Annotated in this window: 22 protein-coding genes and 1 riboswitch; of the genes, 5 read left to right on the forward strand and 17 right to left on the reverse strand. The window is 74.9% G+C overall.

Going from position 1 to position 22,057, the window contains the following annotated elements:
• Positions 1-13 precede the first annotated feature (13 nt).
• From ACI78Q_RS11310 to ACI78Q_RS11335, 6 genes are all read right to left on the reverse strand, one after another.
• Positions 14-919, reverse strand: coding sequence for an alpha/beta fold hydrolase (locus ACI78Q_RS11310; RefSeq protein ID WP_456923461.1), 906 nt, complete (start codon positions 917-919; stop codon positions 14-16).
• An 89-nt stretch (positions 920-1,008) separates the two neighbouring features.
• Positions 1,009-2,346 (reverse strand): NtaA/DmoA family FMN-dependent monooxygenase, encoded by a 1,338-nt coding sequence (locus tag ACI78Q_RS11315; protein ID WP_456923462.1) that lies wholly within the window; start codon positions 2,344-2,346, stop codon positions 1,009-1,011.
• A gap of 9 nt (positions 2,347-2,355) precedes the next feature.
• Entirely contained in the window at positions 2,356-3,549 is a 1,194-nt protein-coding gene (locus ACI78Q_RS11320; protein ID WP_456923463.1) for an LLM class flavin-dependent oxidoreductase, read from the reverse strand.
• A complete protein-coding gene (locus ACI78Q_RS11325; RefSeq protein WP_456923464.1) occupies positions 3,546-4,361 on the reverse strand; it encodes a DUF1684 domain-containing protein in 816 nt (271 codons plus the stop codon). The genes ACI78Q_RS11320 and ACI78Q_RS11325 overlap by 4 nt, the downstream gene beginning before the upstream one ends.
• 81 nt (positions 4,362-4,442) lie before the next feature.
• Positions 4,443-4,931 carry a beta-class carbonic anhydrase gene (locus ACI78Q_RS11330; RefSeq protein WP_456923465.1) on the reverse strand — a complete coding sequence of 163 codons (489 nt, stop codon included), beginning with the start codon at positions 4,929-4,931 and terminating at the stop codon, positions 4,443-4,445.
• An 11-nt stretch (positions 4,932-4,942) separates the two neighbouring features.
• Positions 4,943-5,923 carry a sulfotransferase gene (locus tag ACI78Q_RS11335; protein WP_456923466.1) on the reverse strand — a complete coding sequence of 327 codons (981 nt, stop codon included), beginning with the start codon at positions 5,921-5,923 and terminating at the stop codon, positions 4,943-4,945.
• A gap of 68 nt (positions 5,924-5,991) precedes the next feature.
• Between ACI78Q_RS11335 and ACI78Q_RS11340 the strand changes: the two genes are divergently transcribed.
• On the forward strand, positions 5,992-6,903 hold the full coding sequence (locus ACI78Q_RS11340) for a hypothetical protein (protein ID WP_456923467.1): 912 nt from the start codon (positions 5,992-5,994) through the stop codon (positions 6,901-6,903).
• 5 nt (positions 6,904-6,908) lie between these two features.
• On the opposite strand, the gene ACI78Q_RS11345 is transcribed toward ACI78Q_RS11340, so the two are convergent.
• On the reverse strand, positions 6,909-8,285 hold the full coding sequence (locus tag ACI78Q_RS11345; protein ID WP_456923468.1) for an aminotransferase class V-fold PLP-dependent enzyme: 1,377 nt from the start codon (positions 8,283-8,285) through the stop codon (positions 6,909-6,911).
• 33 nt (positions 8,286-8,318) lie between these two features.
• Positions 8,319-8,434: riboswitch (SAM riboswitch) on the reverse strand.
• Positions 8,435-8,662: 228 nt separating this feature from the next.
• Here ACI78Q_RS11345 and ACI78Q_RS11350 point away from each other — a divergent pair.
• From ACI78Q_RS11350 to ACI78Q_RS11360, 3 genes are all read left to right on the forward strand, one after another.
• Positions 8,663-9,763, forward strand: coding sequence for an LLM class flavin-dependent oxidoreductase (locus tag ACI78Q_RS11350; RefSeq protein WP_456923469.1), 1,101 nt, complete (start codon positions 8,663-8,665; stop codon positions 9,761-9,763).
• Positions 9,760-10,260 (forward strand): NADPH-dependent FMN reductase, encoded by a 501-nt coding sequence (locus ACI78Q_RS11355; RefSeq protein ID WP_456923470.1) that lies wholly within the window; start codon positions 9,760-9,762, stop codon positions 10,258-10,260. The genes ACI78Q_RS11350 and ACI78Q_RS11355 overlap by 4 nt, the downstream gene beginning before the upstream one ends.
• A 131-nt stretch (positions 10,261-10,391) precedes the next feature.
• Positions 10,392-10,925, forward strand: coding sequence for a cysteine dioxygenase (locus tag ACI78Q_RS11360; protein WP_456923471.1), 534 nt, complete (start codon positions 10,392-10,394; stop codon positions 10,923-10,925).
• Positions 10,926-11,000: 75 nt separating this feature from the next.
• On the opposite strand, the gene ACI78Q_RS11365 is transcribed toward ACI78Q_RS11360, so the two are convergent.
• The 10 genes from ACI78Q_RS11365 to mdlC form a co-directional block, all read right to left on the reverse strand.
• Positions 11,001-11,858 (reverse strand): class III extradiol dioxygenase subunit beta, encoded by an 858-nt coding sequence (locus ACI78Q_RS11365; RefSeq protein WP_456923472.1) that lies wholly within the window; start codon positions 11,856-11,858, stop codon positions 11,001-11,003.
• A complete protein-coding gene (ligA, locus tag ACI78Q_RS11370; RefSeq protein ID WP_456923473.1) occupies positions 11,851-12,219 on the reverse strand; it encodes a protocatechuate 4,5-dioxygenase subunit alpha in 369 nt (122 codons plus the stop codon). Before ligA ends, ACI78Q_RS11365 begins: the two co-directional genes overlap by 8 nt.
• Positions 12,209-12,388, reverse strand: coding sequence for a hypothetical protein (locus ACI78Q_RS11375; protein WP_456923474.1), 180 nt, complete (start codon positions 12,386-12,388; stop codon positions 12,209-12,211). The genes ligA and ACI78Q_RS11375 overlap by 11 nt, the downstream gene beginning before the upstream one ends.
• On the reverse strand, positions 12,388-12,663 hold the full coding sequence (locus tag ACI78Q_RS11380; RefSeq protein ID WP_456923475.1) for a muconolactone Delta-isomerase family protein: 276 nt from the start codon (positions 12,661-12,663) through the stop codon (positions 12,388-12,390). Before ACI78Q_RS11380 ends, ACI78Q_RS11375 begins: the two co-directional genes overlap by 1 nt.
• A gap of 23 nt (positions 12,664-12,686) precedes the next feature.
• Positions 12,687-13,391, reverse strand: a complete 705-nt coding sequence (locus tag ACI78Q_RS11385) for an alpha/beta hydrolase (RefSeq protein ID WP_456923476.1) — start codon at positions 13,389-13,391, stop codon at positions 12,687-12,689.
• Complete coding sequence (locus tag ACI78Q_RS11390; protein WP_456923477.1) at positions 13,388-14,482, reverse strand: Rieske 2Fe-2S domain-containing protein; 1,095 nt, start codon at positions 14,480-14,482, stop codon at positions 13,388-13,390. Before ACI78Q_RS11390 ends, ACI78Q_RS11385 begins: the two co-directional genes overlap by 4 nt.
• A gap of 249 nt (positions 14,483-14,731) precedes the next feature.
• A complete protein-coding gene (locus ACI78Q_RS11395; RefSeq protein WP_456923478.1) occupies positions 14,732-15,397 on the reverse strand; it encodes a response regulator in 666 nt (221 codons plus the stop codon).
• The gene (locus tag ACI78Q_RS11400) at positions 15,394-17,001 is read right to left on the reverse strand and encodes a histidine kinase (RefSeq protein ID WP_456923479.1); all 1,608 of its coding nucleotides are present in this window, start codon (positions 16,999-17,001) and stop codon (positions 15,394-15,396) included. The genes ACI78Q_RS11395 and ACI78Q_RS11400 overlap by 4 nt, the downstream gene beginning before the upstream one ends.
• 134 nt (positions 17,002-17,135) lie before the next feature.
• A complete protein-coding gene (locus ACI78Q_RS11405) occupies positions 17,136-18,473 on the reverse strand; it encodes an MFS transporter (RefSeq protein ID WP_456923480.1) in 1,338 nt (445 codons plus the stop codon).
• A 218-nt stretch (positions 18,474-18,691) separates the two neighbouring features.
• Complete coding sequence (gene mdlC, locus ACI78Q_RS11410; protein WP_456923481.1) at positions 18,692-20,293, reverse strand: benzoylformate decarboxylase; 1,602 nt, start codon at positions 20,291-20,293, stop codon at positions 18,692-18,694.
• Positions 20,294-20,523: 230 nt separating this feature from the next.
• Between mdlC and ACI78Q_RS11415 the strand changes: the two genes are divergently transcribed.
• A complete protein-coding gene (locus ACI78Q_RS11415; protein WP_456923482.1) occupies positions 20,524-21,987 on the forward strand; it encodes an aldehyde dehydrogenase family protein in 1,464 nt (487 codons plus the stop codon).
• Positions 21,988-22,057 lie beyond the last annotated feature (70 nt).

Below are 22,057 nucleotides of genomic sequence, written 5' to 3' on the forward strand. Positions count from 1 at the left end.
CGGCCGGGCGGCGTCAGTCGCCCGGCCGGCACCGGTCCAGGAACCGCAGGATCGCGTCGTTGACCGCTTCCGGCCGGTCCTCGTGCACCAGGTGCGACGCGCCCGGCACCGTCAGCTGCTCCGCGCGGGGCAGCAGCGTCGCCAGCCACCGGCTGAGCCCCCGCACGACGGCCGGGCTCCGGGCGCCGGTGAGCAGCAGCGTGGGCACCTCCAGCCTGCGGAGAGCCGGCTCGGGCAGCGGCGGGAAGCCCGCCCGCAGGTTCCCCGCCAGGGTCGTCGCGTTCTCCCGCATCTGCTGCCGGCGGTCCGCCGTCAGGCTCCGGAACGCCTCCCGGCCCAGGACGCCGCGGGCGAAGGTCTGCCACGCCCGTTCGTCGTCCCCCCGCCGCTGGGCCCACGCCATCGGGGCGAAGGTGCGCAGGCCGAACCCCAGGACGCCCAGCGTGGTGCCCGGGTGCCGGACCACGTTGCGAGCGAGCACCCCCGGGTGCGGACGCCGGCCCGGGCCCAGCACCAGTGACAGCAGCGGCGGCTCCTCGAGGACGAGGCTGCGGACGGCGTCCGGGTGCGCGATCGCGGTGAGCAGGCAGATGAACGCGCCCCACGAGTTCCCGACCAGGTGCGCCGGCGCCGCGTCCAGCTCCCGGAGGACGGCGACCAGGTCGTCGACGTGGACGGCCATCGGGTCGGCCGCGCCCGGCGGGACGTCGGCGTTGGGGCGGGCGAACCGGCGGCTGTAGGCGATCACCCGGTACCGGGCGGCGACCGGTTGCAGCTGCGGGGTCCAGGTCCGCAGGTCGCTGATGCCGCCGTGCACGAGGACGACCGGCTCACCCGATCCGAGCTCCCGGTAGGCCAGCGGCACGCCGCCGACCAGGAGGCGGGCGACCCCCGCGAAGCCCGAGCCGTCGCCCGCCATCCCGCGCTCCCTCGTCCCGGCCGCGCGCGACACCCTCCTCCCCAGCGGTGGGGAGGCGCAACGGCCGTGCCGCGGTGGGCGCGGTGCGCTCAGCGCACCGCGGGCAGCCCGAGGTGGTCGCGGAGCGTCGTCCCCTCGTAGTCGGTGCGGAAGACGCCGCGCTCCTGCAGCAGCGGGACGACGCGGTCGACGAACGGGTCCAGCCCGCCCGGGGTGATGTGCGGGACGAGGATGTAGCCGTCGGCGGCGTCGGACTGCACGAGGTCGTCGATGGTGGCCGCGACCGTGGCCGGGCTGCCGACGAAGGTCTGCCGGCTCTGCACCTCGATCATCAGCTCGCGGATCGAGTAGCCCTTCTCCGCGGCGAGCTGCCGCCACTGCCGGGCGGTGGCCAGCGGGTCGCGGTACATGCGCACCTGCGCCCGGCCCTTCGCCACGTGCTCCTCCCCCACCACCGGGTCGACGTCGGGCAGCGGGCCGTCCGGGTCGAGGTCGGACAGGTCCCGGTTCCACACCTGCTCGAGGAACCGCAGCGCCGTCTGGCCGGACACCTGCTGGCGCCGCACCTCGTGCGCCAGCTCCGCGGCCTCGGCGTCGGTGTCGCCGATGACGAAGGTGGCCGCCGGGAGGATCAGCAACGAGTCCCGCGACCGGCCGTGGCGCTCCAGGCGGCCCTTGACGTCGGAGTAGAACGCCTGCGCGGCCTCCTTGGTGCTGTGCCGGCTGAAGATCGCGTCCGCGCTGGCCGCGGCGAACTCCCGGCCCTCCTCGGAGTCCCCGGCCTGGAAGACCACCGGGTGCCCCTGCGGGCTGCGGGGCACGTCGAACCGGCCGGAGATGTCGAAGTGCGCGTCGCGGTGCGCGAACCGGCCGGCCTGCGGGTCTCGGAGGAAGACCCCGCTCTCCTTGTCCGCGGCGATCTCGTCCCCGCGCCACGAGCCGGTCAGCTCCAGCACGGTCTCCAGGAACGTGCGGGCCCGCTCGTAGCGCTGGTCCTGCGGGAGGAAGCCGCCGCGCCGGAAGTTCTCGCCGGTGAAGGCGTCCCACGACGTGACCACGTTCCACGCCGCCCGCCCGCCGGAGAGGTGGTCGAGCGTGGCGAACTGGCGGGCCACCTCGTAGGGCTCGTTGAACGTCGAGTTGATCGTGCCGGTCAGGCCGAGGCGGTCGGTGACGGCGGCCAGCGCGGCCAGCACGGTGAAGGTGTCGGGCCGGCCGACGACGTCGAGGTCGTAGATCTGGCCGTTCTGCTCGCGCAGCCGCAGCCCCTCGGCGAGGAACAGGAAGTCCAACTTCCCCCGCTCGGCGGCCTGGGCGAACCGGGCGAAGGACGAGAACTCGATGTGGCTGCCGGCGGCCGGGTCGCTCCAGACGGTGGTGTTGTTGACCCCGGGGAAGTGCGCCGCCAGGTGGATCTGCTTGGTCACGGTGCTCCTTCAGACGGCGGCGTAGCGGTTGGCGGGGCGGGGCAGGCCGAGGTGCCCGCGCAGCGTCGTCGCCGCGTAGGCGGTGCGGAACCGGCCCCGGCGCTGCAGCTCGGGCACCAGCCCGCGGGTCACCTGCACGAGGTCGTGCGGCAGCGTCGCCGGGCGCAGCCGGAAGCCGGTGAGCCCGGCGGCGTGCCACTCCTCCAGCAGGTCGGCGAGCTGGGCGGGCGACCCGGCGAAGACCCTCGCGTCGCTGACGTACTCGCTGCCCGCGGTCGCGTCCAGCCGCCGGCGCCGGGCGGCGGCCGCGGCCGGGGCGTCGTCGAGGAACACCACGAGGTCGCCGAAGACGTGCACCGTCTCCTCCGACCGCCCCGCCGCGTCCTGGGCGCGCCGGATCTCCGCCACGATCGCGGTGGCGTCGGCCGCGTCCCGCGGCGTCACGAACCCGACGTCGGCGCTGCGCCCGACCAGCTCGAACGGGATCGCCTGGTGGGCCAGCGCGGTCACGACGGGCTGCCCCTGCGGAGGCCGGGGCGTGATCGACGGGCCGCGCACGGCGAACCAGCGGCCGGCGAAGTCGACGGGGTGCAGCTTGGCGCGGTCGACGAAGCGGCCGGTCGCGGCGTCGCGGATCTCGGCGTCGTCCTCCCAGCTGTCCCAGAGCCGGCGGACGACCTCCACCCAGTCCGCGGCCTCGTCGAACAGCTCCCGCAGGGCGGCCTGCACCGCCGGGTCGGCGGGGTCGACGCTGCCCAGCGCGGGGAGGGTGCGCCGGCCGAAGTGCGCCGCCTCGGCGGGGTTGCTGCCCACCTTGACCCGGACGCCGGCGCGGCCGGTGCTCACGTAGTCCAGGGTGGCGATCGCCTTCGACAGGTGGAAGGGCTCGGTGTGCGTGACCACCGCGGTCGGGACCAGCCCGATGCCCTCGGTCACCGGCGCGACGCGGGCGGCCACCTGCACGGCGTCCAGCCGGCCGCGGACCTGGTCGGTCCGGTCGTCGGGGCCGTACCGGTCGGTCGACTGCAGCGACAGGCCGTCCTCGAGGGTGACGAGGTCCAGCAGGCCCCGCTGGGCCTCCTGCACCAGGTCGACCCAGTAGCCGGGGGTGAGCAGCTCGGCCGGCCGGGCGTCCGGCTCGCGCCAGGCGGCGGGGTGCCAGCCGGCGCCGTCCAGGGCGACGGCCAGGTGCATGGCGCTCATGCCCGGCGCTCGAGCGGGATCTGCTCGCCGGCCTCGACCGCGATCGGCAGCCGGTTCTCCGCCGGGGGCAGCGGGCAGGTCGCGAAGTCGGTGTAGGCGCAGGGCAGGTTCACCGCCCGGTTGAAGTCGAGCACCACCCGCCCGTCGGCGTCGGGCGCCGGCAGCGCCAGCGACCGGTTGGCGGCGTACGTGGTGACGCCGGAGGTCTCGTCGGTGAAGAGCACGAACAGGCTGCCGGGCGCGGCGCCGTTGAACGCGGTCAGGCGCAGGGGGCGGCCGGCGAGCTCGAACTCGACCGCGCCGGGGGCGTCGTAGACGTGCTCGAGGCCCGCGACGGCCGCACCGACGGTCGTCGGCCGGGGCTCGTCGAACGGCACGTAGCGGCCCTCGGCGACCCACCGCGGGTCCGGCTCGAACGTGGGCGTGCCGGTGTACCGGACCCGCAGCGGGTGGTCGGGGTGCCGGGGCCGGACGACGTCGTGCCCGCCCCGCCGGGCCACCTCGACCACCGCGTCGCCGGCGGTCGCGGTGACCCCGCCGCGCTCCGGGAGGACGCCGAACCCGTGCTCGCCGTGCAGCGGCACGCCGTCCACGGCCAGCTCCTCCCCCTCGTCCAGGGTCACCACGACCCCGCGGGGGCCGGTCGACCACGCGCCCGGGGCGCCCGGGACCCGCTGCGGCTCGGCGGTCAGCCAGTGCAGGCCGGTGACGGCGAGGAATCCGTGCGGGTCGGCGCGGAGGGTCTCGTGCCGGCGGTGCCAGTCGGCCCAGTCGCGGGCGAACGTGTCGGAGGGGGGAGCGACGGTGGTCATGGTTCTCCTGGTCGGGCGGGGTCGGACGGGGCGGGTCCGGGGCGGCCGCCGGCGAGCGGCGCCGCCCCGGGGGTACCCGCCTCAGAGCACTTCGCTGAGCCTCCCGGTGGCGACGTCGAACACGAAGCCGCGGACGCTGTCCTTCACCGGGACGAACGGGCTGTCGAGGATCCGCTGCCGCTGCGCGCGGACGTCGTCCTCCAGCTCGGGAAAGGCCTCGGAGTGCCAGTGCGGGCGGATGCCGCAGTCCTGCTCGACCGAGGTGCGGAAGTCCTCGTCGGTGAAGGTCAGCATCCCGCAGTCGGTGTGGTGGACCAGCACGATCTCCCGCGTGCCGAGCAGCCGCTGGCTGATCGCCAGCGAGCGGATCTCGTCGTCGGTGACGACACCGCCGGCGTTGCGGATGACGTGCGCCTCGCCCTCGGCCAGCCCGAGCGCGCGGTACACGTCGAGGCGGGCGTCCATGCAGGCCACCACGGCGACCGACCGCGACGGCGGCAGCGGGAGCGGGCCGGAGAAGCCCTCGGCGTAGCGGGCGTTGGCGGCGAGCAGCTCGTCGGTGACGGACATCGGTCTCTCCTCTACCGGGGGATGGGTGCGGTTCCGGACGACCGGGAGCGGAAGTCCCCCCGGCCGGTGTCGCCCTTCCAGTCGGCGAAGGACTCGCCGGTCAGCTCCTCGAGCAGCGCGATGTCCTCCAGCAGCGGCCCGAGCACCTCGCGCCGGACCTCGACCGGCATCTCCGGGCGCGGCGCCCTCCCGGCGTGCAGCGCGGCGACCAGCGGCCGGCTCGCCTGCCGCCAGACCTGCGGCGGCGCGTAGGCGCCCAGTGCCGCCCCGGCGCGGACGGCGCGGGCGAGCGCCCGGTACCGCGGGGTGTCGGCGACGTACGGCTTGACGTTCTCGGGGGCCACCGTGTGGGCGACCCCCGGCTCGACGCCGAGGAACGTGCTGACCCGGTCCAGCGTCTCGCGCGGGGTGTCGACCAGCTGCCGGTACCGCAGCAGGAACACCTGCTCCCGCGGCAGGAGCCGGTACAGGTCGCGCAACTGCTCGCCGTACCGGCCCAGGCCCCGGTAGTGCCAGAACGGGGCGTAGCCCTCGGCGATGCGCTGCTGCTCCAGCCGGACGGCGGTGAGGAAGTCGGCGACCGGCTCCAGCCCGTCGGCCCGCAGGTGCACCCAGTTCGACCACGCCCGGTCCACCGGGTCGCGCACGACCACGACCACCTTGACGGCGGGGACGTCGGCGACGAGCCGTTCCTGGGCCTGGCGGTCGTACAGGTAGAACGGCGTGCTCTCGCCGCGGACGGCGTCGTCGGGAGCGGCGTCGAACAGCGCGAGGTACTCCTCCCGACGCCAGATCCACTCCCGGGCGCTGTGCGCGTCGCCGGGGCCGCGCTGCCCGCTGCGCGGCGGCGGCCGGCCGTCGGTCAGGTGGTACTTCGGCTCCTTGACCGGCGCCAGGTACAGCCCCGGGTGCGTGGCCAGGGCGGCGTGCAGCGCCGTCGTCCCGGCCTTGGGGGCCCCGGCGATGACGAACTGCGGCAGTCGGCCGCTCATGCGGACTCCTTCCTCGAGCGGTGTGCACACTGAGCGGCGTCCCCCTCGCCCGAGACCGGAGCCGCCGCGTGCCCGACAACGCCGTCCCCCTCCCCGACCCGCACCGGTTCTGGGCCGACGCCGAGGTGGTGCTGGCCCCGGAGGACCCCCGCCCCGGCTCGTGGGCCGGCGGTCCGTCGGCCCAGCTGGTCGACGGGACGTGGTGGCTGGCCTACCGGCTGCGGCGGCCGGTGGGCGAGGGCCGTGGTTTCGCCAACGTCGTCGCCCGCTCGGACGACGGGGTGCGGTTCACCCCGGTCGTGGGCGTGGGCAAGGACGCGTTCGGGGCCGAGTCGCTGGAGCGTCCGGCGCTGGTGCACACGCCCGAGGGCCGCTGGCGGCTCTACGTCAGCTGCGCGACGCCGGGGACCAAGCACTGGCGGGTCGACCTGCTGGAGGCCGGCACCGTCGAGGAGCTGGCGACGGCGACCCCGCGCACCGTGCTGCCGGGCAGCGACGCCGAGGCCGTGAAGGACCCGGTCCTGCGGCACGACGGACGCCGGTGGCACCTGTGGGCCAGCGTCCACCCGCTCGACGATCCGGACGCCACCGACCGCATGACCACCGAGCACGCCACCAGCGACGACGGCGTCGACTGGAGCTGGCAGGGCACCGCCCTGGCCGGCACGCCGGGCAGCTGGGACGCCCGCGGGGTGCGGTTCGCCGCCGTCGTGCTGGACGGCGACCGCAGCTGGGCGCTGTACGACGGCCGCGCCACCGCGGCGGAGAACTGGGAGGAGCGCACCGGCCTCGCGCACGCCGACGGCGACGGGCGGTTCCGCGCCGCCCCCGGCGGGCCGCTGCTGCAGAGCCCGCACGCCCCGGGCGGCCTGCGCTACGCCGACGCGGTGGCCCTGCCCGGCGGCGGCGCCCGCTGGTTCTACGAGGCCAACCGCGCCGACGGCGCCCACGAGCTGCGCACCGTCGTCCTGCCCGGCTGAGCCGGTCACCGCGCCGCCCCGCCGCAGCCTGCGCCCCGGGCGACGGCGCGCAGGTCGGCGCCGGCCAGCCCGGCCAGGGGCCGCGGGTCCTCGGCCGGCTGCCACCGGCCCTCGCGTACCGCGTAGCGCACCGCCGGCCCGCGGCCCAGGAAGGCGGCGAGGCCGGCGAGCAGCCGGTCGACGTCGGCCGCCGTGGTGGCGACGCCGACGCTGGCGCGCAGGGCACCCTCGGGCACGCCGAGCCGCTGGAGCAGCGGGTGGGCGCAGAACCGGCCGTCCCGGACGCCGACGCCGTGCTCGGCCGAGAGGACGGCGGCGACCAGGCCCGGGTCGGCGCCCTCGACGGTGAACGACACGACCCCGGTGGGCGTCGCCGAGTCCGGCCAGATGCGCAGCCGCCGCACGCCGGGGAGCGCGTCGAGGCCGGCCTCCAGCCGGGCCCGCAGCGCCAGCTCGTGCTCCTCCACGGCACCCTCGGGCAGCTCCGTCAGCGCGTCGCAGGCCGCGGCCAGCGCGACCGCGCCGAGCACGTTGGGCGACCCGCCCTCGTGCCGGTGCGGCGCCGCGGCCCACCGCGTCGCCTCGACGGTGACCTCGTGCACCGCACCGCCACCGGCCAGGTGGGCGGGGGCGGTGTCCAGCCAGTCCCGCCGGCCGACCAGCGCCCCGGTGCCGTAGGGCGCGTAGAGCTTGTGTCCCGACAGTGCGACGTAGTCCGCGCCGGACGCGGCGAGGGAGAACCGGCGGTGCGGCACCAGCTGGGCGCCGTCCACGACCACGCGCGCACCGGCGGCGTGCGCCAGCTCGACGACGTCCGCCAGCGGCAGCGCCTCGCCGGTGACGTTGGACGCCCCGGTGACCGCCACGAGGGCGTGGCGCTGCGCGGCGAGCTCGGCGGCCAGCTCCCGCAGCGTCGCGGTGACCGTGGACCGGGTGGGGAGCACGGTGGTGTTCCCCCGGCGCTGCCAGGGCAGGAGGTCGGCGTGGTGCTCGCAGTCGAGCACCAGCACCCGCTCCCCCGCCGGGACCGAGGCGGCCAGCAGGTTGAGCGCGTCGGTGGTGTTGCGGGTGAGCACGCAGACGTCGTCCGGCCGCGCGCCGACGAAGCGGGCGACGGTGTCACGCGCGGACTCGTACAGGGCTGTCGAGACCTGCGAGAGGTAGCCCGCGCCGCGGTGCACGCTGGCGTACAGCGGCAACGTCTCGGCCACCCGGTCGGCGACCGCGACCAGCGCGGGGGTGCTCGCCGCGGTGTCCAGATCGGCGTACGGGGCCCGCCCGGTGGGCACCAGCGGCACCTCGGTGTCGGCGCCGACGACCGGCAGCAGCGGCCGCTCCGGGGCGGCGGGGAGGACGGGACGGGACAGGACGGCGCCGGTCACGCAGGGCTCCTCGGTTCGGGGACCCGGGTACGGGGTCCGCGCTTGCGGGCGCCGGTCGGCACACCCGCCAGGTCGTCACCCGGGGCACCCCATCGCGGAGGAAGGGTTGCCGGCCAGCGAGCCGGGGCTTGTCGCTGGCACTCTTGACCTGCCGGGAGCGTGACACGGCACCCGCTTTCCCGTCAAACCCGATCGAGATGGTAGAGATATCCCCGTGCCCAGCCTGTCGACCGCCCCCGCAGCCGCCCCGCGGCTGGTCCGGCGGGTCCACGTCGACCTCGGGCGGGTCTGGTCGGCCACCTGTCCCTGACGGCGCCCTCCCGATCCCTCCCCCGGCCGCGTCCAGCGCGCGGCCGCCCCGCCACGTGAGGACCACCATGCCGATCGAGTTCCTGGGCATCGCCGCCACCAACGACGGTTCCGAGACCACCCCCCGCTCCGGCGCGAGCTTCGACAAGGAGTTCACGCTGCGCCTGGGCCGCGCCCACGAGGACTGGGGGTGGGACCGCGTGCTGTTCGCCTACGGCTCCGGCGCCCCCGAGCCCTCGGCCGCCGCCGCGTACCTGCTCTCGCACACCGAGCGCCTGCAGGTGCTGCTCGCCCACCGGCCCAACGTCAGCTACCCGACCTTCGCCGCCAAGACCTTCGCCACGCTCGACCAGATCGGCGACGGCCGGCTGACCGTGCACTTCATCACCGGCGGCACCGACGCCGAGCAGCAGCGCGAGGGCGACTACCTGACCAAGGACCAGCGCTACGGCCGCACCCGCGAGTACATCCAGATCGTCAAGAAGGCCTGGACCTCCCGCGAGCCGTTCGACTGGGACGGCGAGCACTACCGGTTCGCCGACTTCGTGAGCGACACCTTCCCCGTGCAGCAGCCGCGCCCCGACGTCTCCTTCGGTGGCTCGTCGGAGGCCGCCTACGCCGCCGGCGGCGCCGAGGCCGACGTCTTCGCGCTGTGGGGCGAGCCCCTGGCCGAGACCGCGGCGCAGATCGAGCGCGTGCACGCGGCGGCCCGTGCGGCGGGGCGGACGACGATGCCGCGGATCCAGGTGGCCTTCCGGCCGATCATCGCCCCCACCGAGGAGCTGGCCTGGGAGAAGGCGTACCGCACCGTCGACCGGATCACCGCCCGCACCGCCGGTGGGCGGCAGCCGATCTCGCGCCGGCACCCGCTGACCGGCCCCGAGAACACCGGCTCGCAGCGGCTGCTGGAGATCGCCGCCCGCGGTGAGCGGTTCGACCGCGCACTGTGGACGCCGACCGCGCGGGCAACCGGCGGTGCGGGCAACTCCAACGCGCTGGTCGGCACCCCCGAGACGGTGGCCCAGGCGCTGCTGGACTACGTCGGCCTCGGCGTCGACATCATCTCGATGCGCGGCTACGACCTGCTCGGCGACGCCATCGACGTCGGCCGGTACGTGCTCCCGCTGGTCCGCGAGGAGGTCGCGAAGCGCGACGCGGCCGCGGCATGACCACCGTCGCCGTCGTCGGCAACCCCAAGCCCCGCTCCCGCACCCGCTCCGCCGCCGAGCTGGTCGTCGAGCGGCTGACCGACGCCCCGCCGGACCTCGTCGTCGACGTCGTCGACCTGGGTGCCGGGCTGCTCGCCTGGGGCGACCCGGCCGTGGCCGAGGCGGTCGCCGCGGTGCGCGAGGCCGAGGTCGCCGTCGTCGCCAGCCCCACCTACAAGGCCACCTACACCGGCCTGCTCAAGCTGTTCCTCGACCAGATCGGCACCGGCGACCTCGCGGGCGTCGTCGCCGTCCCGCTGATGCTGGGCGGCGGGCCCACCCACGCGCTGGCACCCGAGCTGCTGCTCAAGCCGGTCCTCGTCGAGCTCGGCGCCACCACGCCGACCCGCGGGCTGTACCTGCTGGAGAAGACCTGGGACGACCCCGCACCGCTGGACGCCTGGCTGGCCGCGGCGCGCCCGCAGGTCGACGCCGCCCGGACCGCGCGGCGCGGCTGACGTGGACCTGTCGCGGGGCGCGCGGTGAGGCTCACCCGCCGCGTCGCCGTGGACCTGCTGCGCGTGTCCAGCGCGCGATGTCGCCGCCGCTGATCCCCGCGCCCACCCCCAGCACTCTCCGAAGGACCCTCGTGACCCGATCCCTGCTGTCCCCTGCCCGCCGTCCGGACGCCGACCCCACCCGCCGCCGCACCGGGGCCGCCGCGCTGGCCGCGGCCCTCGCCGCCGCCGAGCACCGCTGGTCGGCGCTGGTGGAGTACCGCGCCGAGAGCCGGTGGACCCACCTGCTCGACCCGGCGCTGGCCGCCGACGCCCTCGACCCCTCGCTGCACCCCGCACTGGCCGCCGCGCAGGTCTGGCTGCTCTCCTGGCTGCCCGGCCAGGGCACCGGCCTGCACGACCACGGCGGCTCGGCCGGCGCGTTCGCCGTCGTCCGCGGCACGCTGGACGAGGAGGTGGGCGCGCTCCCGGACGCCACCCGGCTCTCGGCCGGCCGGGTGCGCCCGTTCGGCGCCCACCACGTGCACCGGGTGACCAACACCGGTGCCGAGCCCGCGCTGAGCGTGCACGTCTACAGCCCGCGGCTGACCGTCATGAACACCTACCGGGTGGACCGGGGCGGCCTGCTCCGCACCGGCACCGAACGGGCCGGCGTCGACTGGTGACCGGCCCCTGGGACGCCGACGGGCCGTACCGCTCGACGGAGGAGCGGTACGGCCCGTCGGTCCACGGGTGCCGGTTCAGGCCGGCTGGGGCACCCGGTTGTCGAACAGCGCGATCGCCGCGGCGGTGTTGGACGCCGGCACGAAGTAGTGCGAGTGCACCTTCGTCACCTGCTCGTTCATCGCCCCGCGCATGATCAGCCACATGATCATCTCGATGCCCTCGGAGCCGGCCTCGCGGATGTAGTCCTGGCGGGACAGCGTCGTCAGCTTGGCCGGGTCCTTCTCGATGGCCTCGAGGAACATGTGGTCGAAGTCGGGGTTGATGAAGCCCGCCCGCGACCCGGCCAGCTGGTGGGACATCCCGCCGGTGCCCAGCACGGCGACCTTGACGTCCTTCGGGTAGCTGCGGATCGCCCGGCCCAGGGCCTGCCCGAGGGCGTAGCAGCGGGCCGCGGTCGGCTGCGGGTACTGGATGACGTTGACCAGCAGGGGGATCACCGGGCACGGCCAGGCCTCGCCCGGGTCCGGCGTCCAGACCGACAGCGGCACGGTGAACCCGTGGTCGACGTCGAGCTCCTGGAACACGGTGAGGTCGAAGCCGTCGTCCACCAGGCTCTCGAGCAGGTGCAGCGACAGCTCGGGGTCACCGACGACGTCGGGCACCGGGCGCTTGCCGAAGCCCTCGTCGGCCACCTCGTAGCGCTCGGCGGTGCCGATGCCGAACGTGGGGACGATGTCGAGGTCGATGCCGTTGGCGTGGTCGTTGTAGATCACGATCGCGACATCGGGCTGGTGCTCGGCCAGCCACTCCCGCGCCGGGGCGTAGCCGTCGAACAGGCCCTTCCAGTTCGGGTCCTCGGTCTTGCCGCGGTCCATCGCCGCCCCGATCGACGGGACGTGCGACGTCGCCAGGCCCCAGATCACCTCAGCCATCCCGCCGTCCTCCCGCACGCATCGCCGCCACGAACTCCTCCTCGGTCATGCCGCTGAAGACACCACCCAGGTACTGCATCGACCGGCCGTCCATCATGGCCAGCTTGTACACGTAGAAGATGCTGCCGCCCAGGTCGATCATCGCCTGCCAGTCGCGGGCGAGCACGGCCTGCTTCTGCTCCGGGCTCAGCCGGAACTCGTCGCAGTAGGCGGCCTCGTCGGCGAGGAACCGCTCCCGGGCCTCCGCCGAGCGCAGGCTCATGAACAGCTTGTTCATGCGGAAGCCGCGCCGGCTGGTCTGGCCGTCGAAGACCGGGGTCCCCGGCAGGTCGAACCTGCCGACGGGGGTGTCAGTGCTCATCGGTCACCTCCTGTTCGTCGCCGCCGAGGTGCTCGTGGTCGTCCAGCCACTCCCACAGCGGCCGCGGGTGGGCGCTGGTCTTGGTGCGACCGCACCAGCACGTCCCGAGCATCTCACCGTCGTACTGGCGGAAGGTGATGCGCAGCTGCCGCGAGGTGGAGGCGGTCATCAGCGCTCCTGGGGGTGCTGGGCCAGCGCCTCGACGTGCACGTCCAGCCACGGGGACATCGGCAGCGACACCAGCGCGTCGTGCAGGGCGGCCGGGTCGGGGGCCTCGAAGAGCCCGATCCACCCGGTGCGGCCCGGGACCCGCCACAGCCGCTTGAGGACGCCGGCCTCCCGCAGCTCCATGGCGCGGGCCCGCTCTCCGGAGCGCAGCTCCGCCCGCCGCTCCGCCGGGGTGTCCGGGGGCAGCAGGTTCTCGGCGCGGACGAGGAACTCCACGGTGGTCTCCTGTCGTGTGGTGGTCAGCGGGCGAGCTCGAGCAGGACGTCGGCCAGCGCCTTGGGGGCGGTGACCATCGCCTCGTGACCGGTGTCGAGCTCGTGCACCGGCCAGCCGCGCTCGCGGGCACGCTCGGCCTGGGCCTGGAAGACCCGCATCCAGGTCACGCACTCGACGAACGCGGCCGGGACGGTGTCCACGGCGCCGGTGAGGTCGAGCCGGTCGAGGTAGGTCTTCCACGGGTGCGGCGTGAGCTTGGGCGTCAGCCAGTCGACGTCGGCCTGTTCGGTCACGCCGAGGACGGACAGCTTGCGGACCGGCACCAGCCAGCCGAAGCCCTGCTCCGCGGCCGACTCCGCCCAGTGGTGCTCCACCTGCTCGGGCAGCAGGTCGCGGGCGGCCTCGCCGTCGGAGCCGACGAAGGCGTCGAGGTAGACCCGCTTGGCGATCGCGTCGGGCCGCCGGTCGGCGACCGCGGTGACGATCTGGCCGGCGTAGCTGTGCCCGACCAGGACGACGTCGCGCAGGCCGAAGGTGTCGATCAGCCGGACGACGTCCTCGACGTGGGTGTCCAGCCCGACCAGCGGGGAGAGCAGGTGGGAGCGCTCGGACAGGCCGGTCAGCGTGGGGGCGTGCACCTCGTGGCCGGCCGCACGCAGCAGCGGCGCGACGCGGTCCCAGCACCAGCCCCCGTGCCAGGCCCCGTGGACGAGGACGAACGTGCTCATGCCTGACCCGCCGGCTCCGGCTGGGCCGCGGCGGCCGGACGGGCGGGGCGCGCCGGGCGGGCCGGGACCTCGCCGCGCGCGGCGGCCTCGGCCTTGGCCATCTTCTCCAGCAGGCGGCGGCCGCGGATGCCGGCGACGTCGGAGCGGATCGAGGACTCGATCATGCCCGGGTCGGTGGCGACCATCTTCTCCTGGATCTCGAGGGCGTCGACGTCCTCCTTCATGACCGCCAGCTGCTGCTTGAGCTGGAAGTCCGAGAGCTCCTGGTCGTCGATCTTGTAGTCGCGGCCCAGGGCGAAGAAGTCGTGCGTGGTGGTCTCGGTCTCCGGGGTCATGCCGTAGATGACCTTCATGTGGAAGCCCTCGGGCTCCTCGGTGCCGGTCGGGGCGATCCGGATGTTGAGGATGAAGATGCCCGGCGCGTAGAAGTCGCCGTCCTGCCAGCGGTCGATGTTCGTGGTCACGCCCATCGACGACTGGTAGAAGGGCGGGGCCTCGATGTCGATCATGTGCCGGACGAAGGAGACCTTGTTGCCCTCGCCGATCACGTCGATCGGGGTGGCGGCGACCGCGGCGTTGCCGATGGAGGTCGGGTGCAGGAACGTCTCGTGGGTCAGGTCGAGCAGGTTCTCCACCAGCAGCACCTGGCGGCCCTTGAGGCCGACCGAGCCCTGCACGTGGGTCCAGTTCGGGTCCTCGAGCCAGGAGACGTCCGGGATGTCGTCCGGGTCGGCCTTGTCGGGGTCACCCGGCCAGATCCACACGATGCCGTAGCGCTCGACGACCGGGAAGCGGTGCACCGTGGCGCCCTTGGGCATGTCGGGCTGCTCCGCGACGCCCACGCACTGGCCGGAGCCGTCGATCTTGTAGCCGTGGTAGTTGCAGGTGATGACGTCGTCGTCCAGCTGACCCAGCGACAGCGGGTAGCGGCGGTGCGGGCAGCGGTCCTCGATGGCGTTCGCGCTGCCGTCGGACAGCCGGTAGAAGCACACCGGGCGGCCACAGATCCAGCGCTGCATCAGCGTGCGGCTGACCTCGTCGGACCAGGCGCCGATGTACCAGCCGTTCATGACGATGGGGTTGGCTGCCATCGCGGACTCCTTGACTCGAGAGGGTGGATCGGGGGTGCGGCGCCGGGCCGCCCGGCCGGGGGCCGGGCACCGGGACGCGCACCCCGGCGGCGGGCCCCCAGGGGTGACCGCACACACACTGACGCTAAGGATCGCCGGTGTCCGGCGGATCGGCTCGATGACAGCTTCGGGGCGACCGACTCGGCAGGTCCCGGCTACGTCATGTGTCCTACGCCTCGTCCCGCCTCCGGACGTCGGCGTCCGCGCAGGTCAGGCGGGCGGGGGGATGAGCCCCTCGCGGATCGCCAGCAGCGCGGCCTGGGTGCGGCTGGACAGCTGCAGCTTGCTCAGCACGTTGCTCACGTGGGTGCGCGCGGTGCGCTCGCTGATCACCAGCTCGTCGGCGATGTCGCGGTTGGAGTGGCCCTGCGCGACCAGCGCCAGGATCTCCCGCTCCCGGGCGGTGAGGGAGGTGAGCCCGGCCTGGGGGGCGGCCATCCGGCGGGCCAGCTGCCGGGCCACCGCGGAGTCCAGGTGCACCTCGCCGGCGGCGGCCGCGGTGATCGCCGTCGCCACCTCGGCGGGGTCGGCGTCCTTGAGCACGTAGCCGGCCGCCCCGGCGGCCAGGGCGGCGTGCACGCGCTCGACCTCGCCGAAGCTCGTGAGGATGACCACCCGGATGCCCGGGTGGGCGCGGGCGATCGCGGCGGTGGCGGCCACGCCGTCCATGCGCGGCATCTGCAGGTCCATGAGGACGACCTCGGGCATCGGCTCGCCGGTGGTCTGCCACTGGTGCAGCAGCTCGACGGCCTGCTGGCCGTCGGACGCCTCCCCCAGGACCGTGAGCGTGGGCACGCTGGCCACGTAGGCCTGCACCCCGCGGCGCACGATCGCGTGGTCGTCGACGAGCAGGACGCCGATCGCCTCGCCGCTCACCGGCCCGCCCTCCCCCGGGCGCCCGGCGCGGGCAGCGTCACCTGCACCCGCCAGCCGCCGAACGGCCGGGGCCCGGCCGCCAGCTGCCCGCCCCACCGCTCGGCGCGCTCGCGCATCGACACCAGGCCCAGGCGGCCGCGGGGCCGGTCACCGGCGTCGGGCGCCGGCGCGGGGTCGGGCGTGCCGCCGCAGCCGTCGTCGGTGACCTCGACCCGCACCCCGCCGCCGGGCCGGTCCACGCGGATGTCGGCCTCGGTGGCCCGGGCGTGCTTCACCACGTTGTGCAGCGCCTCCTGGACGATCCGGTAGAGGTCCTCCTGCACGTCGACGTCGACGTCGAGCTCCAGGTCGTCGTCGGCGTGCACCTCGACCGCCAGCCCGGTGCGCGCCTCCACGCCGGCGGCGTGCGCGCGGATGGCCTCGACCAGGCCGTTCTCGGCGAGGTCCAGCGGCCGCAGCTCGAACACCAGCCCGCGCAGGTCGGCCAGCGCACTGGCCGACAGCTCGGCGAGCTCCTCCGCGCCGCTGCGCACGGTCGCCGGGTCGGCGTCGGCGGTGGCGAGGTGGGCGCGCAGCGCCTCGGCCTGCATGCGCATGGAGAACACCTGCTGGACCACCGAGTCGTGCAGGTCCCGGGCCAGCCGGCGGCGCTCGTCGCTCTGCGCGCGGGAGCGGGTCTGGGTCAGCAGCGCCGCGGTCTCGATGGCCACGGCGGCGGAGTCGGCCATGGCCTCGAGGAACGCCAGCGAGCTGGGGCCGGGGTCCTCCCCCGGCGAGTAGTAGGCGTTGATGATCCCCAGCGTCCGGCCGCGCACCACCAGGGGCATCGAGACGAAGCTGTCCCAGTCGGGGACGTCCATGATCTCGTGCAGCGGCGCCCACAGCGGGTCGGCCATGATCACCGGCTTGCGGTGCAGGCTGACGACCGGCTGGCGGCCCTCCAGCGCCTCCATGAACAGCACCCGGGCGCCCAGCCGGCGGCAGGCGGCGAGCTTCTCCGCGAAGTCGACGACGTCGCCGAACCCGGCCATGCCCAGCAGCCGGAGGTCCTCGCGGGGGTCGTCGAGCGCGAGGATCTGGACGGCGGCGATCGACGCGGTCATGGCGATCTCGCGGGCGACCGCGTCGAGGGTGGCCGGCAGGGAGTAGGCGTCGGCCACGCTGGCCGCCGCCCGGGTGATCGCGGTCAGCCGCTCCTGCTGGCGGACGGTGTCGGTGACGTCGCCGAACCACACGGCCCAGCGGGAGGAGTCCACCGGGAGCACGCGGTACTCCAGCTCGCGGCGGCTGTGCCCGGGCACCGGCCAGCTCGCCGTCCGCCGGTCCTGGGCGTCCGGGTCGCCGGTGGTGGGCTCGAACGGGGTGGCCGTGCCGACCAGGTCGGCCGCGGGGCGGCCGAGGATCTGCGCGGCGGCGGCGTTGAGGCCCAGCAGGCGGCCGGCGCCGTCGACCAGCACCAGCCCGTCCGCGGAGACCTCGACGAGCGCGCGGAGCACCGGGTCGTCCCCGGCGTCCGCCGGCCACACCGCGCCGGCCGGCGCCACCTCGCTGCGCACCACTGCCTCGTCCCGCCCGTCGACACCGGCCCACTGCCGGGCGATCACGCTACCCCCCGGCCGGGAGCCCGGCCCCGGCCCGCCCGGGGAGCTCCCCCCGCAGGAGGGCCCGGCGACGACGACGGCGCGCCGGCCGGGACGAGGAGTCCCGGCCGGCGCGCCGTGGTGGGTCGCGCCGCGGCTCAGCCGGCGGTCGCGGCCGCCGTCCCGAGCCGGTCGGCGTCGGCCTGCTGCGCCTTGGGCACCGGCCGGATGCCGAGCACGGCCACGAGGCTGACCAGCGACAGCGCCGCCACGTAGATGGCGATGGGGGTCGAGGACTCGTAGGAGCCGTACAGGGCGGTGGCCACGATCGGGGTGACCGCGCCGCCGATCATGCCGCCGAGCTGGTAGGCGATCGAGATGCCGCTGTAGCGGGTCTTCACCTCGAAGATCTCGGTGAACAGGCCGCCCTGGGCGCCGGCCATGATGCCCTGCACGATCGCCGCGACGACGAACGCGAACAGCGCCGCGGCGGAGCTGCCGGTGTTGACGAGGGCGAACATCGGCAGCGGCCAGAGGACGGCGGTCAGCGCGCCGACCGCGAAGACCTTCTTGGAGCCGAAGCGGTCCGACAGCAGCGCGGACACCACGATCGTGGCGATCCACACCGCGGTCGAGGCGAGGATCAGCCACAGCAGGGTGGTCCGGTCGAAGCCGACGACGGTGGTGCCGTAGGTCAGCATGTAGACGATCACCGTGTAGCCCACCGCCGGCGGGGCGATGGAGGCCAGGCTGCCCAGCACCAGCGTGCGCGGCTGGCGCTTGACCAGCTCGGCGACCGGGATCTTGCTGACCTGCTTCTTCTCCTTGACCTGCTGGAACTCCGGGGCGTCCTCCAGCTTGCTGCGGACGACGAAGCCGACGACCACCAGCGCGATGCTGATGAGGAACGGGATCCGCCAGCCCCAGGCGAGGAAGTCCTCGTTGTCCATGCCGGAGACGGCGAGGAACGCGAGGTTGGAGGTCAGCACGCCGACCGGGACGCCGAACTGGGCGAAGCTGCCGTAGACGGCGCGGCGACGGGGGCTGGCGTGCTCGGTCGCGATGAGCACCGCACCGCCCCACTCACCGCCCACGCCGAAGCCCTGGATCAGCCGCAGCGCGACCAGCAGCAGCGGCGCGCCGACGCCGATCGCCGCGTAGGTCGGCAGCACACCGATGAGGAAGGTCGCCCCACCGGTGAGCAGCAGGGTGAGCACCAGCATCGACTTGCGGCCGATCCGGTCGCCGAAGTGGCCGATGACCGCGGCGCCGAGCGGGCGGGCGATGAAGCCCACGGCGAAGGTGGCGAACGCGGCGATGGTGCCGGCCGTCGGGTCGAACTCGGGGTAGAAGACGCTCCCGAACACCAGCGCGGCGGCGGTGCCGAAGATGTAGTAGTCGTACCACTCGATCGACGTGCCGATGAAGCTCGCCGCGAAGATGCCCTTCTTGGAGGGGCCGGCCTTCGCGGGCACGGTGGAGGTGGGTGTTGCCACGGGGGGAGTTCTCCTCTGGACGCCGCTGTGCAAGGTGGTGGGACCGCGGGTGACCGCGGTTACACCGCTCCGAGAATGGAAACCCGTATTGACACCGAAGTCGTGAGCCCCTGGACCCGGCTGCTCCGGGGCGCTCGGGCCATCCCGGCTACGTCATCCGTCGCAGCCCCGCGCACCGCGGCGCGCCGGACGGCGGCAGTGGTCAGGACGGCCTGTGGTCACCCCAGTCTCCGCGTCTCCGCGGTGATCGGCACCTCCACCAGCCGGGGACCCTCGGCCTTGCCGATGGCGGCGAACTCCTCGGCGAGCTCCCCGGCCGAGGCGACCGCGCGGGCGGGCACGCCGTAGCCCTGGGCGATGGTCACCGCGTCCAGGCCGGGCAGCTCCAGCCCCGGGATCTTCGACACGCCCAGCTGCCCCACGAACGAGGCGAGCGCCCCGTAGATGCCGTTGCGCAGGACGACGAAGGTCACCGGCAGCTGGTGCTGCACCGCCGTCCAGACCGCCTGGACGCCGTACTGGAAGGCGCCGTCGCCGAGGACGGCGACCACCGGGCGGGCCGGGTCGGCCAGCGCGGCGCCCACTGCGGCGGGCACGCCGAAGCCCAGGCCGCCGGCGGCCGGGAACAGCAGCCCGCGCGGGCCGGCGAGGTCCAGGTGGGACCAGAACTGCGCGGTGTTGGCGGTCGACTCGTTGACGAACCGGGTGTGCGCGGGCACCGACCGGGCGAGCAGGCCGAGCACGGCGTCCGCGGGGAAGGGGACCTCCCCGGGCTCGGCCGCGACCGCCCGCTCCGGCGCGGGCCGCTCCGGCCGCGCCGGCAGGCCGTCCAGCGCGGTCAGCAGCTGGCCGGCCACGGTGGCGACGTCGGCGACGACCGCGTCGCCGAACGCGGCGCGGGCGGCGGTGCCGGGGTCGCTGCCGACGGCGACCAGCTCGGCGCCCCCGGGCAGCCACGCGCCGGGCACGTAGACGTGGTAGCGGAACACCGGCGCCCCGAGCACGAGGACCAGGTCGGCGCCCTCGAGGTGTGCGGCCACGCCGGCGATGCTCGGCGGCAGCAGCCCCTGCCAGAGCGGGTGCCGGGTCGGGAAGGGCGCGCGCGGCGCCGAGGGGGCGGTCCACACCGGCGCCTGGAGCCGCTCGGCCAGTTCCACCACGCGGGGGTACGCGCGCTCGTCGTCGACCTCGGGGCCCACGACCAGCACCGGGTTGCGCGCGGCGGAGAGCCGGCCGGCCAGCTCCGCGAGCAGCTCGTCGTCCAGGCCGCCGGCCCGGCGCACCCGGCGGCCGGCCAGGTGGGCCACCTCGTCGGCGTCCACCGGCTGCGCCCAGTCGTCGAGCGGGAGGGAGACGAAGACCGGACCGGCCGGGGGCAGCGTGGCCAGGTGGAACGCCTCGGACAGGGCCCGGGGCACGTCCTGGGCGCGGGCCGGCTCGAACGACCACTTGACCTGCGGCTCGGGGACCCGGGTCATCCCCGGCTCGCCGAGCATCGACCCGAGGCCGACCATCGGGCGGGCCTGCTGACCGGCGGTCACCACCAGCGGCGTCCCGCAGGCCTTGGCGTTGGCCAGGTTGCCCATGGCGTTGCCCAGGCCGGCGGCCGAGTGCAGGTTGACCAGCGCCGGGCGGCCGGTGACCTGGGCGTACCCGTCGGCCATGGCCAGCACCGCGCCCTCGTGCAGGCCCAGCACGTAGCGGAAGTCGTCGGGGAACCCGTCGAGGAAGGGCAGCTCGTTGGACCCCGGGTTGCCGAACACGGTGGTCAGGCCCCAGGTGCGGAGCAGGTCGAAGGTGGTCTCGCGCACGGTGGGCACGGCGTCGTCCTCCAGGGGGTGTGCGGCCGGTGCCGCCGACGCTAGCCCCCTCGTCCGGGCGTCGTCGGCCTACGTCGGATGTCGCGGGGACCCCCTCCGGATCCGCCGCACCCGGTCCGGTCGGATGGCCGGGGTGACCCGGGACCTCCGGGCCTACCGTGACCCCGGGCACACGCCCGCGGGCCGCCCCCGGGGCGGCCCCACGCACCGACCCTGAGGAAGCAGGCCACATGGTGTCCCTGGACCAGCTGCCGGAGATCCGGACCGAGCTGTTCATCGCCGGCGAGGTGCGCAGCACCGACGACCACCTGCAGGTGGTCGACCCCGCTGACGGCCGGTCGGTCGTCGGCTACGCGGCCGCCGCCAGCGCCAAGCAGGCGGAGGAGGCCGTGGCCGCCGCGGACCGCGCGTTCCCCGCGTGGGCCGCCCGCAGCCCGCAGGAGCGCGCCGAGCTGATCACCGCGGCGCTGGCGCCGCTGGAGGCCGACCGGCACGCGACCGCCGAGATCCTCACCCGCGAGAACGGCAAGATCCGCATGGAGTCGTTCATCGACTCCATCGTGTTCGCCCACCGGTTCGGCCTGGCCGCGCAGCTCGCCGACCAGGTCGAGCACACGGTCACCCTGCCCGCGCCGCCCTACCGGACGACGATCGGCCACCTGCCGCTGGGCGTGGTCACGATCATCGTGCCGTTCAACTGGCCGCTGGCGATCCTCGCCGCCTCGCTCCCCTACGCCCTGCTGGCCGGCAACACCGTCGTGGTGAAGCCGCCGCCCTCCACGCCGCTGGCCACCACCCGCACCGTGCAGAAGGTGGCCGAGCTGCTGCCGCCCGGCGTGCTCAACGTGGTCACCGGCGCCGACGCCGAGATCGGCTCGGCGCTGATCTCCGACGACCGGGTCAAGCACGTCTGCTTCACCGGCAGCCCCGGCGGCGGCCGGCGGATCATGTCGATGGCCGCGCAGTCGCTGACCCGCGTGGCGCTCGAGCTCGGCGGCAACGACCCCGCGCTGGTCCTCGCCGACGCCGACCTCTCCGGCGACGCGATGAACCGGCTGTTCACCGGCACGTTCGACTCCACCGGCCAGATCTGCATGGCCACCAAGCGGCTCTACGTGCACCGCTCCCGGTACGACGAGGTGGTCGAGGGGCTCTCCGGCCTGCTCGCCGCCCAGCGGCTCGGCCACGGTCTCGACGAGAACGTGACCATGGGCCCGCTGCACCAGGCGCGCCAGAAGGAGTACGTGCAGGAGCTGCTCGCGCAGGCCCGCGAGTCCGGCGCCGAGGTGCGGGAGTTCGGCGAGGCCGCCGAGGGCGCCGACATCTCCGTCGGCAACTTCCTGCGGCCCTCGCTGGTGCTCGACCCGGCCGACGACGCCCGCGTCGTCGTCGAGGAGCAGTTCGGCCCGACCCTGCCGATCCTGCCCTTCGACGACGAGGACGACGCCGTGGCCCGGGCCAACGACACCTGGTCGGGGCTGTGCTCGTCGGTGTGGACCGCCGACCTCGACCGTGCCGCCGCGGTCGCGGCCCGGCTGCGCACCGGGTACACCTTCGTCAACGCCCACGGTGCCGCCCACCTCGACGAGCGCGCCCCGTTCGGCGGCTTCAACCACAGCGGCATGGGCCGGGAGATGGGCATCGAGGGTCTCCGCGAGTTCATGGACACCCACGCGGTGGGTTTCCCGGCGTGAGTTCGGCCCGGGAGGCGGGGGGACGGCGTCCTCCCGCCTCCCGGGAGAGCAGTTGACCGACCCAGCCGGC

This window comes from Geodermatophilus sp. SYSU D00705 (assembly GCF_054050135.1).

What these genes read in the sequence shown, in the direction of transcription:
- ACI78Q_RS11365 (WP_456923472.1), bottom strand. Translation starts at nt 11,858, where the DNA reads ATGGCTGAGGTGATCTGGGGCCTGGCGACGTCGCACGTCCCGTCGATC.
- ACI78Q_RS11325 (WP_456923464.1), bottom strand. Translation starts at nt 4,361, where the DNA reads ATGACCACCGTCGCTCCCCCCTCCGACACGTTCGCCCGCGACTGGGCC.
- ACI78Q_RS11335 (WP_456923466.1), bottom strand. Translation starts at nt 5,923, where the DNA reads ATGAGCGGCCGACTGCCGCAGTTCGTCATCGCCGGGGCCCCCAAGGCC.
- ACI78Q_RS11375 (WP_456923474.1), bottom strand. Translation starts at nt 12,388, where the DNA reads ATGACCGCCTCCACCTCGCGGCAGCTGCGCATCACCTTCCGCCAGTAC.
- ACI78Q_RS11350 (WP_456923469.1), top strand. Translation starts at nt 8,663, where the DNA reads ATGCCGATCGAGTTCCTGGGCATCGCCGCCACCAACGACGGTTCCGAG.
- ACI78Q_RS11330 (WP_456923465.1), bottom strand. Translation starts at nt 4,931, where the DNA reads ATGTCCGTCACCGACGAGCTGCTCGCCGCCAACGCCCGCTACGCCGAG.
- ACI78Q_RS11310 (WP_456923461.1), bottom strand. Translation starts at nt 919, where the DNA reads ATGGCGGGCGACGGCTCGGGCTTCGCGGGGGTCGCCCGCCTCCTGGTC.
- ACI78Q_RS11320 (WP_456923463.1), bottom strand. Translation starts at nt 3,549, where the DNA reads ATGAGCGCCATGCACCTGGCCGTCGCCCTGGACGGCGCCGGCTGGCAC.
- ligA (WP_456923473.1), bottom strand. Translation starts at nt 12,219, where the DNA reads ATGAGCACTGACACCCCCGTCGGCAGGTTCGACCTGCCGGGGACCCCG.
- ACI78Q_RS11385 (WP_456923476.1), bottom strand. Translation starts at nt 13,391, where the DNA reads ATGAGCACGTTCGTCCTCGTCCACGGGGCCTGGCACGGGGGCTGGTGC.
- ACI78Q_RS11355 (WP_456923470.1), top strand. Translation starts at nt 9,760, where the DNA reads ATGACCACCGTCGCCGTCGTCGGCAACCCCAAGCCCCGCTCCCGCACC.
- ACI78Q_RS11415 (WP_456923482.1), top strand. Translation starts at nt 20,524, where the DNA reads ATGGTGTCCCTGGACCAGCTGCCGGAGATCCGGACCGAGCTGTTCATC.
- ACI78Q_RS11390 (WP_456923477.1), bottom strand. Translation starts at nt 14,482, where the DNA reads ATGGCAGCCAACCCCATCGTCATGAACGGCTGGTACATCGGCGCCTGG.